At 72.7% G+C, this 14,713-nt stretch carries 15 protein-coding genes and 1 riboswitch; of the genes, 6 read left to right on the top strand and 9 right to left on the bottom strand.

Annotation, left to right across the window (positions count from 1 at the left end; translation table 11 throughout):
- Window positions 1–40 precede the first annotated feature (40 nt).
- Window positions 41–1,480, bottom strand: a complete 1,440-nt coding sequence (locus tag ACFWEG_RS17445; protein ID WP_387215772.1) for a gamma-aminobutyraldehyde dehydrogenase — start codon at window positions 1,478–1,480, stop codon at window positions 41–43.
- 161 nt (window positions 1,481–1,641) lie between these two features.
- Here ACFWEG_RS17445 and ACFWEG_RS17440 point away from each other — a divergent pair, with 161 nt between their 5' ends.
- The 6 genes from ACFWEG_RS17440 to ACFWEG_RS17415 all read left to right on the top strand — a co-directional run bounded on the left by ACFWEG_RS17440 (window position 1,642) and on the right by ACFWEG_RS17415 (window position 6,927).
- A complete protein-coding gene (locus tag ACFWEG_RS17440) occupies window positions 1,642–2,145 on the top strand; it encodes an Lrp/AsnC family transcriptional regulator (protein ID WP_387215769.1) in 504 nt (167 codons plus the stop codon).
- Complete coding sequence (locus tag ACFWEG_RS17435; RefSeq protein WP_387215766.1) at window positions 2,130–3,518, top strand: aspartate aminotransferase family protein; 1,389 nt, start codon at window positions 2,130–2,132, stop codon at window positions 3,516–3,518. Before ACFWEG_RS17440 ends, ACFWEG_RS17435 begins: the two co-directional genes overlap by 16 nt.
- 181 nt (window positions 3,519–3,699) lie before the next feature.
- Complete coding sequence (locus tag ACFWEG_RS17430; RefSeq protein WP_387215763.1) at window positions 3,700–4,488, top strand: ABC transporter ATP-binding protein; 789 nt, start codon at window positions 3,700–3,702, stop codon at window positions 4,486–4,488.
- Window positions 4,470–5,582 (top strand): hypothetical protein, encoded by a 1,113-nt coding sequence (locus tag ACFWEG_RS17425; protein ID WP_387215760.1) that lies wholly within the window; start codon window positions 4,470–4,472, stop codon window positions 5,580–5,582. Before ACFWEG_RS17430 ends, ACFWEG_RS17425 begins: the two co-directional genes overlap by 19 nt.
- 103 nt (window positions 5,583–5,685) lie before the next feature.
- The gene (locus ACFWEG_RS17420) at window positions 5,686–6,093 is read left to right on the top strand and encodes a VOC family protein (protein ID WP_387215757.1); all 408 of its coding nucleotides are present in this window, start codon (window positions 5,686–5,688) and stop codon (window positions 6,091–6,093) included.
- A 72-nt stretch (window positions 6,094–6,165) separates the two neighbouring features.
- A complete protein-coding gene (locus ACFWEG_RS17415) occupies window positions 6,166–6,927 on the top strand; it encodes a hypothetical protein (RefSeq protein WP_387215754.1) in 762 nt (253 codons plus the stop codon).
- A gap of 9 nt (window positions 6,928–6,936) precedes the next feature.
- On the opposite strand, the gene ACFWEG_RS17410 is transcribed toward ACFWEG_RS17415, so the two are convergent.
- The 8 genes from ACFWEG_RS17410 to tsf all read right to left on the bottom strand — a co-directional run bounded on the left by ACFWEG_RS17410 (window position 6,937) and on the right by tsf (window position 14,658).
- The gene (locus tag ACFWEG_RS17410) at window positions 6,937–7,740 is read right to left on the bottom strand and encodes an energy-coupling factor transporter transmembrane component T family protein (RefSeq protein ID WP_387215751.1); all 804 of its coding nucleotides are present in this window, start codon (window positions 7,738–7,740) and stop codon (window positions 6,937–6,939) included.
- Complete coding sequence (locus ACFWEG_RS17405) at window positions 7,737–9,110, bottom strand: ABC transporter ATP-binding protein (RefSeq protein WP_387215748.1); 1,374 nt, start codon at window positions 9,108–9,110, stop codon at window positions 7,737–7,739. Before ACFWEG_RS17405 ends, ACFWEG_RS17410 begins: the two co-directional genes overlap by 4 nt.
- Entirely contained in the window at window positions 9,107–9,697 is a 591-nt protein-coding gene (locus ACFWEG_RS17400) for an ECF transporter S component (RefSeq protein WP_387215745.1), read from the bottom strand. Before ACFWEG_RS17400 ends, ACFWEG_RS17405 begins: the two co-directional genes overlap by 4 nt.
- Window positions 9,687–9,794, bottom strand: a riboswitch (TPP riboswitch). It overlaps the preceding gene by 11 nt.
- Window positions 9,795–9,889: 95 nt before the next feature.
- Window positions 9,890–10,996, bottom strand: a complete 1,107-nt coding sequence (rlmN, locus tag ACFWEG_RS17395; protein WP_387215742.1) for a 23S rRNA (adenine(2503)-C(2))-methyltransferase RlmN — start codon at window positions 10,994–10,996, stop codon at window positions 9,890–9,892.
- A gap of 99 nt (window positions 10,997–11,095) precedes the next feature.
- A complete protein-coding gene (locus tag ACFWEG_RS17390) occupies window positions 11,096–12,232 on the bottom strand; it encodes a phosphatidate cytidylyltransferase (RefSeq protein WP_387215739.1) in 1,137 nt (378 codons plus the stop codon).
- Window positions 12,232–12,789 (bottom strand): ribosome recycling factor, encoded by a 558-nt coding sequence (frr, locus tag ACFWEG_RS17385; protein ID WP_387215736.1) that lies wholly within the window; start codon window positions 12,787–12,789, stop codon window positions 12,232–12,234. Before frr ends, ACFWEG_RS17390 begins: the two co-directional genes overlap by 1 nt.
- A gap of 118 nt (window positions 12,790–12,907) precedes the next feature.
- Window positions 12,908–13,663 (bottom strand): UMP kinase, encoded by a 756-nt coding sequence (gene pyrH / locus ACFWEG_RS17380; protein WP_387215733.1) that lies wholly within the window; start codon window positions 13,661–13,663, stop codon window positions 12,908–12,910.
- 158 nt (window positions 13,664–13,821) lie between these two features.
- Window positions 13,822–14,658 carry a translation elongation factor Ts gene (tsf, locus tag ACFWEG_RS17375; protein ID WP_387215730.1) on the bottom strand — a complete coding sequence of 279 codons (837 nt, stop codon included), beginning with the start codon at window positions 14,656–14,658 and terminating at the stop codon, window positions 13,822–13,824.
- Window positions 14,659–14,713 lie beyond the last annotated feature (55 nt).

The following is a 14,713-nucleotide window of genomic DNA, read 5'->3' as shown; positions in this document are numbered from 1 at the left end:
GCGGCCGGGAGCACCCGGCCGCCCCTCGCGGGAAGGGGACTCAGCCCTCCAGGGACGTCATCACGTGCTTGACGCGTGTGTAGTCGTCGAAGCCGTACGCGGAGAGGTCCTTGCCGTAGCCGGACTTCTTGAAGCCGCCGTGCGGCATCTCGGCGACCAGGGGGATGTGGGTGTTGATCCACACGCAGCCGAAGTCGAGGCTGCGGGACATCCGCATCGCCCGGCCGTGGTCCTTCGTCCAGACCGAGGACGCGAGCGCGTACTCGACGTCGTTGGCCCACTTGAGGGCCTGCGCCTCGTCGGTGAAGGACTGGACGGTGATGACCGGCCCGAACACCTCGTTCTGGATGATCTCGTCGTCCTGCTTCAGGCCGGAGACGACGGTGGGGGCGTAGAAGTAGCCCTTCTCGCCGACCCGGTGGCCGCCCGCCTCGACCTTGGCGTGCGCGGGGAGCCGGTCGATGAAGCCGGTGACCTGCGCGAGCTGGTTGGCGTTGTTGAGCGGGCCGTAGAGCACGTCCTCGTCGTCCGCCGCGCCGGTCTTCGTGTCGGCGGCGGCCTTGGCGAGCGCGGTGACGAACTCGTCGTGGATCGACTCGTGGACGAGCACGCGGGTCGCGGCCGTGCAGTCCTGGCCGGCGTTGAAGTACCCGGCGACCGCGATGTCCTCGACGGCCTTCGCGATGTCGACGTCCTCGAAGACCACGACGGGCGCCTTGCCGCCGAGCTCCAGGTGGACCCGCTTGACGTCCTTGGCGGCCGACGCGGCCACCTGGATGCCGGCGCGTACCGAGCCGGTGATGGAGGCCATGGCGGGGGTCGGGTGCTCGACCATGAGGCGGCCGGTGTCGCGGTCGCCGCAGACGACGTTGAAGACGCCCTTGGGCAGGATGTCGCCGAGGATCTCGGCGATCAGGACCGTCGAGGCGGGGGTGGTGTCCGAGGGCTTCAGGACGACGGTGTTGCCCGCGGCGAGCGCCGGGGCGAACTTCCACACGGCCATCATCATCGGGTAGTTCCACGGTGCGACCTGCGCGCAGACGCCGACCGGCTCGCGGCGGACGATGGAGGTCAGGCCCTCCATGTACTCGCCGGCCGAGCGGCCCTCCAGCATCCGCGCGGCGCCCGCGAAGAACCGGATCTGGTCCACCATCGGCGGGATCTCCTCGTCGCGGACGAGGTGGACCGGCTTGCCGGTGTTGGCCGACTCGGCGGCGATCAGCTCCTCGGCGCGCTCCTCGAACGCGTCCGCGATCTTCAGCAGGGCCTTCTGGCGCTCGGCCGGGGTGGCGTCCCGCCAGGCGGGGAAGGCGGCGGCCGCGGCCTCCATGGCCGCGTCGACGTCCGCCTCGCCGGACAGCGGGGAGGTCGCGTACGCCTCGCCGGTCGCCGGGTCGACCACCTCGATGGTGCGCCCGTCGGCGGCGTCCTGGAACTCCCCGTCGATGTAGTTGCGCAGCTTCTTCAGCTCGGTGGTCACTGCCACCCTCCTTACGAGGTGTCCGACGGTTACCTCCCCACCCTAGTCCGAGGAGCGACGCTTTCGACACACCCGAACCCCCTGAACTTCGGATTCCGTCATTACGGCACCCCTACGCAACGGAAACCATCGCCTCGGACTTGCCAGACGGCTGACCTGCGGTGCACAGTGAAGTCGTGGCCAGTCGCAACGCAGACACCAGGAACGGGAACGGCACGTCGTCCGTCGACGCCGTCTCCCTGGCGATCATCGAGCAGCTCCAGCAGGACGGACGGCGCCCGTACGCGGCCATCGGCAAGGCCGTCGGCCTCTCCGAGGCGGCCGTGCGCCAGCGGGTGCAGAAGCTGCTCGACCAGGGCGTCATGCAGATCGTCGCCGTCACCGACCCGCTCACGGTGGGTTTCCGGCGCCAGGCGATGGTCGGGCTGCACGTCGAGGGCGACCTCGACCCCGTCGCAGAGGCACTCGCCGAGATGCCGGAGGTGGACTACGTGGTGATGACCGCGGGCTCCTTCGACCTCCTGGTGGAGGTCGTCTGCGAGGACGACGACCACCTGCTCGACGTCATCAACAAGCGCATCCGCGCACTCCCGGGCGTGCGCTCCACCGAGAGCTTCGTCTACCTCAAGCTGAAGAAGCAGACCTACACATGGGGAACGCGATAACCATGGGCCAGGACCCCGCCAACACGTCGAAGACCGCCTACGACCACCTGTGGATGCACTTCACCCGCATGTCGTCGTACGAGAACTCCCCCGTGCCGACCATCGTCCGCGGTGAGGGCACCCACATCTACGACGACAAGGGCAAGCGCTACCTGGACGGCCTCTCCGGCCTCTTCGTGGTGAACGCCGGCCACGGCCGCCACGAGCTGGCGGAGACCGCCTACAAGCAGGCGCAGGAGCTGGCGTTCTTCCCGATCTGGTCGTACGCCCACCCCAAGGCCGTCGAGCTGGCCGAGCGCCTCGCCGACTACGCCCCGGGCGACCTGAACAAGGTCTTCTTCACCACCGGCGGCGGCGAGGCCGTCGAGACCGCGTGGAAGCTGGCGAAGCAGTACCACAAGCTCACCGGCAACCCCACGAAGTACAAGGTCATCTCCCGCGCGGTCGCTTACCACGGCACCCCGCAGGGCGCCCTGTCCATCACCGGCCTGCCGGCCCTGAAGGCCCCCTTCGAGCCGCTGGTGCCCGGCGCGCACAAGGTGCCCAACACCAACATCTACCGCGCCCCGATCCACGGCGACGACCCCGAGGCCTTCGGCCGCTGGGCCGCCGACCAGATCGAGCAGGAGATCCTCTTCGAGGGCCCCGACACCGTCGCCGCGGTCTTCCTGGAGCCGGTGCAGAACGCCGGCGGCTGCTTCCCGCCGCCGCCCGGGTACTTCCAGCGGGTCCGCGAGATCTGCGACAAGTACAACGTGCTGCTCGTCTCCGACGAGGTCATCTGCGCCTTCGGCCGCCTCGGCACGATGTTCGCCTGCGACAAGTTCGGCTACGTCCCGGACATGATCACGTGCGCCAAGGGCATGACCTCGGGCTACTCCCCGATCGGCGCCTGCATCGTCTCCGACCGGCTCGCCGAGCCGTTCTACAAGGGCGAGAACACCTTCCTGCACGGCTACACCTTCGGCGGCCACCCGGTCTCCGCCGCGGTCGGCTGCGCCAACCTCGACATCTTCGAGCGCGAGGGCCTCAACCAGCACGTCCTGGACAACGAGGGCGCGTTCTTCGACACCCTGAACAAGCTCCGCGACCTGCCGATCGTCGGCGACGTCCGCGGCAACGGCTTCTTCTACGGCATCGAGCTGGTGAAGGACAAGGCCACCAAGGAGACCTTCACCGACGAGGAGACCGAGCGCGTGCTCTACGGCTTCCTCAGCAAGGCCCTGTTCGAGAACGGCCTGTACTGCCGGGCCGACGACCGCGGCGACCCGGTCGTCCAGCTCGCCCCGCCGCTGATCTCGAACCAGGAGACGTTCGACGAGATCGAGGGCATCCTGCGCGAGACCCTCACCGAGGCGTGGACCAAGCTGTAAGCCCCTCCGGCTTGATCGGTTGATCCGACAAGTCAGCCTCACGACGGCCCGGAGGCCCCCGTACGAGTGAGTACGGCGGCCGCCGGGCCGCGCGCTTTCCCCGCCCGGGGCCGCGCGCTCCGTACCGTGCCCGAGGTGCCGACAGGCAGCCCGCCCGGTCCCCCGTACGGAGGTATACGCCATGGTCGCCCCGCCCGAACCCGACGTGCTGCGGGCCCGCGCCCTGCACGTCTCCTACGCCGGCTCCCCCGCCCTGACCGGCGTCTCGCTCGACCTGCGGCCCGGTGAGATCCTCGCCGTCGCCGGCCCGCGCGGGGCCGGGAAGACCACCCTGCTGCGGTGCCTGTCGGGGCAGCTCGCCCCCGACGAGGGCGAGGTGTTCTTCGAGGACCTCCCCCTGCACCCGCTGCCCGCCGCCGACCGCGAGCGGCTGCGCCACGACCGCTTCGGCTGGATCGACCCCCGTCCGCGCCTCGTCGACGAGCTGACCGCGTGGGAGAACGCCGCCCTGCCGCTGCTCCTCGGCGGCGCCCCGCGCAAGGCCGCCAAGACCGCCGCGCTCGCCTGGCTGGAGCGGCTCGACATCGCCGACTGCGCCAAACGCCGGCCCGCGGAGCTGCTGCAGGCCGAACGCCAGCGGGTCACCGTCGCCCGGGCGCTGAGCACCGCCCCCGCCGTCCTCTTCGCCGACGAGCCGACCGCCTCCCTGCACCGCGCCGACCGCGACCTGGTCCTGCGCACCCTCACCACCGCGGCCCGCTCGCACGGCATCGCCGTCGTCCTCGCCACCCACGACGGCGAGGCCGTCGCGGGCGCCGACCGCACGATCACGCTCCTGGACGGCCGCCGCACCGACGCACACCGCGAGGACGGCCCGCGCGCCACGCGGAGCGCCGAGGACTCCCGGGCCGCCGGGGCCGCGGACGACACCGACACGGAAGGCCAGGACGCGTGCTCGCTCTCCGTCTAGCGCGCGGCTCCCGCCCGCTGGTCCAGCTCGGCCGCATCGCCGTCGCCGCGACCGCGGGCGGGGTCGCCTTCCTGCTCCTGTCCACCCTCACCCTGGCGCTCAAGGACCCCGCCGGCGCGTTCCTGCGGCTGGTGTGGTGCGTGCCGCCGCTCGCCGCCACGGTGTACTTCGCGATCGCCGTCGCCCGGACCGACCCGGCCACCCGCCCGTCCGGCGGGCTCTCCTCCCTCGGCGTGGGACCGGCCCGCCGAGCCCTGATCGCCGCCGCCTCCACCGTCCTGGCCTGCGCCGCCGGCAGCCTGGCCGCGCTGCTGCTCTTCTGGCACCTGCGCGGCGACGCGGGCGGCCTGCTCCCGTTCGCCGGCGCGGCCCGCGGGCTGCTCGCCGCGGACCGCGAGCTGCCGACGGCGGCGGTGGTGACGCTGCTCGCGGTCGTCCCGCTGGTCGCCGGGGCCGCCGGCGCGCTCGCGCTGCGGCCGCGCGCGGAGACCGACGCCGAGCCCGGCCGGGCGCTGCCCTGGGGTGTCGCGCTCACCGCGGTCGGCCTCGCCGTCGAGGCCTATGCCAGCCGGGGCGCCCCCGGGGCCGCCCTGCCGATGCCCGCCCGCTTCGAGGGCGGCTCGGCGGGCGTCGTCGCGGGCTGGGCGCTGACGGCCGCCGGGCTCGTCCTGTCCGGCCCCGGCCTCACCGACCTGTGCGGACGGCTGCTCCAGGCGGTGCGCCCCGGCGCCGTCCGGCTGCTCGCCGGGCGGATCCTGCGGACGGAGGCGGGCCGGATCGGCCGCCCGCTGGGCGTCGCGAGCGCGGTGGCCTCCGGGCTGATCGCCGCGGGCGCGGTCCAGGGCGGGCCGCCGGGACCGCTGACCGTGCTCGGCGGGGTCCTCGTCGTCGGCTGCACCGCGGCCACCCTGGTCGCCGCGGCCGTCGCCGCGCGGGCCGCGCGGGCCGAGGACACCGCGGCGCTGCTGCGGATGGGGGCGCCGATGCGGACGCTGCGGCTGGCCGCGCTGCTCCGGGCGACCGCGCTGCTCGCCGTCTTCGGGCCGCTGACCTGGGCCGTCGGCATGCTGGCGGCGCTCCCGCTGACCGACTAGGAAAAAACTTCGGCGCCGCCGATGAGTTCCGGCCGGCCCCCCGGTCTACCCCCTCGAAACCGCCCGCAAGGCGACCCCACCGGACACGGAAGAGGCCCGCACCATGCCGCAGATGATCTTCGTGAACCTGCCCGTCAAGGACCTGGAGCGGTCCAGGAACTTCTACGCCAAGCTGGGCTACACGCAGAACGCCCAGTTCAGCGACGACAAGTGCGCGAGCTTCGTGGTCAGCGAAACGATCCACGTCATGCTGCTGGTGGAGGAGCGCTTCAAGGACTTCACCCCCAAGCAGATCACCGACACCGCCACCAGCACCGAGGTGCTGCTCTGCCTCAGCGCCGAGAGCCGCGACGCCGTCGACGCGATCGTCGAGACCGCGCTCGCCGCCGGCGGCAGCGCGCACGGCGAGCCGCAGGACCACGGGTTCATGTACGGGCGGGACTTCCAGGACCCCGACGGCCACATCTGGGAGCACATGTGGATGGACCCCGCCGCCGTCGAGCAGGGCTGATCCGGGGCGACCACCCGGACCGCCGCGGCGGGGGTCCGCTCCCCGGCCCCCGCCGGCCCGCAGAATCGCCCCATGGCACTGCATCTGGCGCTCCGGGACGGCTGGTGGGAGCGGAACATCGTCGAGCCCGGCAAGCTGCCGCTGCTCGTGGCCCTCGCCGCGTTCATCGCGACCTTCCTGCTCACCCGGGTGGTCACCCGTCTGATCCGCTCCGGCCGCGGCCCGTTCCGCGACGTCACCCCCGGCGGGCTGCACGTCCACCACGTCGTGCCGGGGATCGTCCTGATGGTGTGCGGCGGCTTCGGGGCGGTCGCCTCCGGCACCTCCGGCCTCGCCGCGACGGTCCCCGCGTTCCTGTTCGGCGTCGGGGCCGGTCTGGCGCTCGACGAGTTCGCGCTCGTCCTCTACCTGCAGGACGTCTACTGGGGCGAACGGGGCCGCAAGAGCATCGAGGCGGTGATCCTCACCGCCGCGCTGGTGGCCCTGCTGCTGTGCGGGTTCCTGCCGTTCGGCGTCGAGGAGACCCCGGGCGAGGAGGAGCACCCGGGCCGGCTCGCGCTAACCGCGACGATCGCCTGGCACTTCCTGCTGGCCCTGGTCTCGGTGGCCAAGGGGAAGGGACGGCTCGCCGTCATCGGGATCCTGGTCCCGTTCGTCGCGTTCTTCTCGGCGGTCCGCCTGGCCCGGCCCGGCTCCTGGTGGGCAGAGCGCTGGTACCGCCGCCGGCCCCGGGCCGCCCGCCGCGCCGCCGCCCGCGCGGCCCGGCACGACGCCCGCTGGGCGGGGCCCCGCCGCCGCCTCCAGGACTGGCTCGGCGGCTTCACCGAACACTGAGCCGGCCGGTCAGCCGCCGAACACCGGGTTGAACGTCCCCGTCACCACGCTCGCCACCACGCACCCGGCCGCGACCACCACCGCCCCCGCCACCATCGCCGTGTCCGCGCGCAGGAACCGCTGCTCGCGCGCGTACGTCCGCGGGGTGCGGGCGTCGAAGCCGCGCGCGTCCATCGCCTGCGCGAGCCGGGTGCCGCGGCGGATCGCGCCGACGAGCAGGGTGAACGCGGCGGAGGCCAGCAGCCGCAGCCCGCGGACCGGGTTGCGCCCCGCGTCGAGCCCGCGGGCCCGCCGGGCCAACGCGATCATCCGCCACTCCTCGCCCAGCAGGGGCACCATCCTGAGCGCGGCCAGCGCGCCGAACGCGAACCGGGCCGGGACGCGGGCGTTCTGCACCAGCGAGTCCGCGAGGTCGGTCGGGTCGGTGGTCGCGACGACCATCAGGCCCGGAAGCCCCACCGCGACCAGCCGCAGGGCCAGCGCGAGCGCGGTCGCGAGCACCCCCGTGGTCACGTGCAGCGGCCCGGCGTCGACGAGCACCGCCCCGGTCCGCTCCTGCGCGAACAGCACCAGCGCGAACACCGCCCCGGCCACCGACACGAGCAGCGGCCACGTCCGCCGCAGCAGTTCGCCGTAGCGCAGCCCGAAGGCGGGCACGAGCGCCAGCTCGACGGCGAGGGCGAGCGCGGGCGCGACGGGATCGAGACTGACCACCAGGGTCAGCGAGAGGACCAGCGCGGCCACCAGCTTCGCGGTGGGATTCCGCCGCGCCAGCGGGGCGGCGGAATCCACGATCGGCTCGAAGAGGCTCATCGCGCACCGCCCGCGCGGGAGGAGGTCGGCGCTCCCGTCAGGCGGACCTCGCGTCCGCCGAGCGCGGTGACGAAGTCCGGGTCGTGGGTGACGGTGACCAGGCCGTGGCCCTGGTCGCGCAGCGAGGCGAGGAGGGCGGCCAGCTCCGACCAGGTACGCCGGTCCTGGCCGAAGGTCGGCTCGTCGAGGACCAGCAGGTCGGGCGCGGCGGCGAGCGCGGTGGCCACCGAGAGCCGGCGGCGCTCGCCGCCGGAGAGGGTGTGCGGGTGCGCCTCGGCGAGCCGGGCCAGCCGCAGCCGCTCCAGGAGCTCGCCGACGCGGTCCGCGGAGGCCCCGCCGAGCGCCAGCTCCTCCCGTACCCGGGAGGTCACGAACTGCTGCGACGGGTTCTGGAACACGCTCCCGATCCGCCCGGCCAGCGCGGACGCCCGCCAGGTGTGCGGCGGCCGGGGGTCGGCGGCGGCCACCACCCGGCCCGCGTCCGGCTTCAGCAGCCCGCCGAGCAGCAGCGCGAGCGTCGACTTCCCCGCCCCGTTCGGACCGAGCACCGCCAGCGTCTCCGCGGCCCGCACGGCCAGGTCGGGGAAGGCCCCCGCGTGCCGGTGGGCGAGCGACTCGGTCCGCAGCAGCTCGGCGCCCGGTCCGGCGGTCGGCGGGTACGACGGGAGCGGGTGGCCGGGCACCCAGACGCCGTCCTCGGCGAGCTGGTCGCCGTACGCGCGGAAGATCTTCTCCGGCGGCCCCTCGGCGCGGACGCCGCCGCCCGCGTCCAGCACGACGACCCGGTCGAGCAGCGGGAGCAGTTCGGCGACCCGGTGCTCGACGATCACCGTCGTGGTGTCGCGCGGGACGGCGGCGAGCGCCCGGCGGACCTCGTCCGCGCCGGCCGGGTCGAGGTTGGCGGTCGGCTCGTCGAGCAGCAGCAGGGAGGGGCCGAGCGCGAGGACGCCGGCGAGGGCGAGCCGCTGCTGCTCGCCGCCGGACAGCGCGTGGGTGGGCCGGTCGTGGCCGTAGGGGAAGCCGACGCGGGCGAGGGCCTCGTCCACCGTCGGCCGGATGCGGTCGGCGGGGGTGCCGAGGTTCTCCAGGCCGAAGGCGACGTCGTCGCCGGAGCGCACCATGACGAGCTGGGCGGCCGGGTCCTGGAAGACGATGCCGGCCCGCCCGTCGACCTCCAACGTGCCCTCGCGCTCCCCCGGCACGTCGAGCCCGGCGAGCGCGGCGAGCAGCGTGGACTTGCCCGCGCCCGAGGGTCCGAGCAGCGCCACCCGCTCGCCCCGCTCGATCGCGAGGTCGAGCCCGCGGACCGCCCAGGCCTTCCGCCCGGCGTGCCGGTGGCCGAACCCCCGCAGGCGCACGGCGACGGTCATACCGCGGCGCGCTCGCGGCCCGAGGGGAACGGGTCGAGGGCGCCGGTCTGCGCGAGGCCCCGGGTCAGCGCCCACGAGCCCCAGCCGGCGACGACCACGCACGAGAGCATCACGCAGGCCGCGTAGCCGATGTTCACGCCGACCGCGTTCGCCGAGTAGTACATCGTGATGTCCAGGACGGAGGCCGCGATCCCGGCGAGCAGGCCGCCGAGCAGCGCGACCGGCAGCCTGAAGCCGCGGTAGCGGAAGGCGGCGAAGGCCGCCTCGCCGGCGACGCCCTGCACCAGGCCGTAGACGACCGTGGTCAGCCCCCAGGACGAGCCCAGGAAGGCGGAGACGGCGGCGGCGACCACGGAGGCGAAGACGCCCGCGCCGGGCTTGCGGACGACGAGCGGGCCGAGGACCGGCGGGATCAGCCACACGCCGTAGAGCAGCGCGTTGAACGGCGCGGGTATCGCGGCGGCGGGGCCGTTCCAGAACAGGCCCCAGGCCCAGAAGACGACGCCGAAGACGGCACCGAGCACGGCGGTGACGACGATGTCGACGGTCCGCCAACGAGATGACGACGCTGCTGATGCGTTCTGCACGGTGACTCCCTACGCCGGTACGAACCGGATCAGGTCCGAGGGTCTGCGGCGGTGCCGCACTCTCAGCGCCCCGGTGGGCGCTCCCCTGTCGGAGTGTTCAGATGTTTTTCGAACGCACCTGCGGGCGGTGCGCGGTGGGAACCCTAACAGGCCGGAACCCGCCGTCCGGAACCCGCCGCCGCGGTGCGCCCGTCAGCGCTCCGTCGCGGCCAGCTGCCCGCAGGCCCCGTCGATCTCCTGGCCGCGGGTGTCGCGGACGGTGACCGGCACCCCGTGGGCGGCGATCGCGGCCACGAACGCCTTCTCGTCCTCGGGCCGCGAGGCGGTCCACTTCGAGCCCGGGGTCGGGTTCAGCGGGATCAGGTTGACGTGCACCCGCTTGCCCTTGAGCAGCCGGCCGAGCAGGTCGCCGCGCCAGGCCTGGTCGTTGATGTCGCGGATCAGGGCGTACTCGATCGAGATCCGGCGGCCGGACTTCTCCGCGTACTCCCACGCCGCGTCGAGGACCTCGCGGACCTTCCAGCGGGTGTTGACCGGCACGAGGGTGTCGCGCAGCTCGTCGTCGGGCGCGTGCAGCGAGACGGCGAGGCGGCACTTGAAGCCCTCGTCGGCGAACCGGGTCATCGCCGGCACCAGGCCGACGGTGGAGACGGTGATGCCGCGCTGGGACAGGCCGAGGCCGTCGGGCTCGGGGTCGGTGAGCCGGCGGATGGCGGAGGTGACGCGGTTGTAGTTGGCGAGCGGCTCGCCCATGCCCATGAAGACGATGTTGGACAGCCGCGCGGGACCGCCGGGGATCTCGCCGTCGCGCAGCGCGCGCACGCCGTCGACGATCTGGTGGACGATCTCGGCCGTCGACAGGTTGCGGTCGAGCCCGGCCTGGCCGGTCGCGCAGAACGGGCAGTTCATGCCGCAGCCGGCCTGCGAGGAGATGCACATGGTGACCCGGTCCGGGTAGCGCATGAGGACCGACTCGACGAGCGTCCCGTCGTGCATCCGGTAGAGCGTCTTGCGGGTGGTGTCGTCGTCGCAGGAGATGTGCCGGACGACCGTCATCAGCTCCGGGAGCAGCGCCTCGCGCAGCTTCTCGCGCGACGCGGCCGGGATGTCGGTCCACTCGGCCGGGTCGTGGGCGAGCCGGCCGAAGTAGTGCTGCGACAGCTGCTTGGCGCGGAACGGCTTCTCGCCGGTCGCGGCGACGGCGTCCTTGCGCTCGGCGGGCGTGAGGTCGGCGAGGTGCCGCGGCGGCTTCTTGGCTCCGCGCGGGGCGACGAAGGTCAGTTCTCCAGGCTTGGGCATGATGCGTCCCATTGTCCCAGACATGACGGCGACCCCGCGCCACGGTCGGCACGGGGTCCTCGTCACAGCTTCACAGCGGGCGTCCGCGCCCGGCCGGACTCAGCCCGACCCCACGAACGCCACCAGCAGCAGCCAGACGACCGGGGCCGTCGGCAGCAGCGAGTCCAGCCGGTCCATGATGCCCCCGTGACCCGGGAGCAGGGTGCCCATGTCCTTGATGCCGAGGTCGCGCTTGATCATCGACTCGCCGAGGTCGCCGAGGGTCGCGCTGGCCGCGACGGCGACGCCGATGACCAGGCCCTGCCACCACTGCCCGCCGTCGACGAGCAGCGTCATGCAGAGCACGCCACCGGCCATGGCGAAGGCCACCGCCCCGAACAGGCCCTCCCGGGTCTTGCCCGGGCTGATCCGCGGCGCCAGCTTGTGGGTGCCGAACCGCCAGCCCACCGCGTACGCCCCGGTGTCGCTGACCACGGTCAGCACGAGGAACGTGACGACCCGCTGCGCACCGTCGTCCGCGGTGAGCATCAGCGAGACGAACGTCGCCAGGAACGGCACGTAGAACGCGGCGAAGATGCCCGCGGTGACGTCCCTGAGGTAGCCCTCGGGCGGCTCGGTCATCCGCCAGACCAGGACGGCGAGCGCGGTGAGCGCCATCGCCACCCACGCGCCGCCGGGCCCGCTGACGAAGCCCGCGACGACCATCGCCGCACCGCCGACAGCGAGCGGCACGAGCGGGGCGTTGATGCCCTTCTCCTCGCGGAGCCGACTCGTCAGCTCCCAGAGCCCGACGACCACGGCGACCGCTATCACCCCGATGAACGCGGGCTTCCAGATGAACAGCGACGCGATGATCACCGCACCGAGGCCGAGACCGACCCCTATGGCGGCGCGCAGGTCGCGGCCCGCGCGCTTCTTCTCGGGCAGCGGCGGGACCGGGGCCGGGGAGGGCGCGGGGGCAGGAGCGGGAGTCATGGGTTCCTGCGGCGGTTCGTCGTGGAACAGGGGGCCGCCCGGAAGCCGGGCAGCCCCCCGATCCGCGTGGTGGTCGTCAGGTTCTCCGGGGTTCCTGCCGGCGTCCGGAACGATGGGCATGGGCCGAGTCTGCGCGGCTTCGTGACCGTCGTAGGAGGGACCCGCCGGAGCGGGGCCACCCGTGGCGGGTCCCCAGGGGGCGGGCCCGCCGGCGAGGCCGCCGCCGGCGCCCGGCGGGACGCCCCAGGAAGAGTCGTTCATCAGACCTCGAGGAGCTCGGCTTCCTTGTGCTTGAGCAGCTCGTCGACCTGGGCCACGTAGCGCGCCGTGGTGTCGTCGAGCTCCTTCTCCGCCCGGCGCACCTCGTCCTCGCCGGCCTCCTTGTCCTTGACCAGCTTGTCCAGGGTCTCCTTGGCCTTGCGGCGGACCGCGCGGATCGAGATCTTGGAGTCCTCGGCCTTGCCCTTGGCGACCTTGATGTACTCCTTGCGGCGCTCACCGGTCAGCTCGGGGAACGTCACCCGGATGATCCGGCCGTCGTTGCTCGGGTTGACGCCGAGGTCGGAGTCGCGGATCGCCTGCTCGATGTTGCGCAGCGCGGAGGCGTCGAAGGGGGTCACCACCGCCATCCGGGGCTCGGGGACGGCGAACGAGGCGAGCTGGTTGATCGGCGTGAGCGCGCCGTAGTAGTCCGCGACGATCTTGTTGAACATCGCCGGGTGGGCACGGCCGGTGCGGATCGCGGCGAAGTCCTCCTTGGCGACCACGACGGCCTTCTCCATCTTCTCCTCGGCCTCGAGGAGGGTTTCTTCGATCACCAGTTGCTCCTGCGTGTCTCGGTCGGGCCCGGTCCGGACGGCGTGACCGGCGCGGCCGGACCCTGTGAACCTGCGTCTGTGAAGTCTGTGAAGCGTAGGGGCCCCGGAGCGGCCCCTGCTAGGCCCGGGTACCCCGGTCGCTCACGAGCGTGCCGATCTTCTCACCCTTGACCGCCCGCGCGATATTGCCCTCGGCGAGCAGCTCGAAGACGAGGATCGGGAGGTTGTTGTCCCGGCACAGGGTGATCGCGGTCATGTCCGCGACCTTCAGGTCCCGGGTGATGACCTCGCCGTACTCCAGGGCGTCGAACTTGACGGCCTCGGGGTTGATCCGGGGGTCGGAGTCGTAGACCCCGTCCACCCCGTTCTTGCCCATCAGCATGACCCCGGCGTCGATCTCCAGGGCGCGCTGTGCAGCGGTGGTGTCGGTGGAGAAGTACGGCATGCCCATGCCGGCGCCGAAGATGACGACCCGGCCCTTCTCCAGGTGGCGGACGGCCCGCAGCGGGATGTACGGCTCGGCGACCTGTCCCATGGTGATGGCCGTCTGGACGCGGCTGTCGATGCCCTCCTTCTCCAGGAAGTCCTGGAGGGCGAGGCAGTTCATGACCGTGCCGAGCATGCCCATGTAGTCCGAGCGGGCCCGGTCCATGCCGCGCTGCTGGAGCTCGGCGCCGCGGAAGAAGTTGCCGCCGCCGATGACGACCGCGATCTCGGCCCCGTCGCGCACGACGGCGGCGATCTCACGCGCGATGGCGTGCACGACGTCGGGGTCGACACCCAGGGCGCCGCCGCCGGCGAAGGCCTCACCGGACAGCTTCAGCATGAAGCGTCCGCTCACCTTGGCGGGCTCGCTCTGCGGGGTATTCGTCATGGGGTCTCCTCGTACACATACGAAGGAGGCCATTGCCGGTGGGGTACGTGGTCCCGTACGCGGCAATGGCCTCCTCGTCAGATCTGCGGTCGTCCGTTACGTACGCGGCCGACTGCTGTAGACCCTAGCGGGGTCCACGCACGATCGCTGAACGTAACTCAGATGCCGACCTTGATGCGCGAGAAGCGCTTCAGGGTGACACCGGCCTCGTCCAGGACCTTCTGGACGGACTTCTTGTTGTCCAGGGCGTACGGCTGGCCGAGGAGGGTGGCCTCCTTGAAGAAGCCGTTGACGCGACCCTCGACGATCTTCGGGAGCGCGGCCTCGGGCTTGCCCTCGGCGCGGGTGGTCTCCTCGGCGACGCGGCGCTCGGCCTCGACGACCTCGGCGGGGACGTCGTCGCGGTCGAGGTACTTCGGCGCGAAGGCGGCGATGTGCTGGGCGATGCCGCGGGCCAGCTCGGGCTCGGCCTTGTCCAGCTCGACCAGGACGCCGATCTGCGGGGGCAGGTCGGGCATGGTGCGGTGCATGTACGAGGTGACGAAGGCGCCGGAGAACTGCGCGAAGCGGTCCAGGACGATCTTCTCGCCGAGGTTGGCGTTCGCCTCGTCGACGTAGGCCTGGACGGTCTTGCCGGGCTCGATCTCGGAGGCGAGGAGCGCGGCGGTGTCGGCCGGGTTCGTGGCGGCGACGTGGGCGGCCAGCGCGTTCGCGACGGCCTGGAACTTGTCGCCCTTGGCGACGAAGTCCGTCTCGCACTTCAGCTCGAGGATGACGCCGGAGGTGTTGTCGTCGGCGATCAGGGTGACGACGGCGCCGTTCTCGGCGGAGCGGCCCTCGCGCTTGGCGACGCCCTTCTGGCCCTTGATGCGCAGGGCCTCGACGGCCTTGTCGACGCTGCCGTCGGCCTCGTCGAGGGCCTTCTTGCAGTCCATCATGCCCGCGCCGGTGAGCTCGCGGAGCTTCTTCACGTCCGCGGCGGTGTAGTTCGCCATGATTGCTGTGATTCTTCCTGGAGAGGTCGAGAAGAGGATCTACGGGTGGACGGCG

Origin of the sequence: Streptomyces sp. NPDC060194, from assembly GCF_042728285.1 — a bacterium.
Classification (GTDB): domain Bacteria; phylum Actinomycetota; class Actinomycetes; order Streptomycetales; family Streptomycetaceae; genus Streptomyces.
Note: the sequence above shows the minus strand (reverse complement) of the source record. Positions and strands in the feature narration are given on the sequence as shown.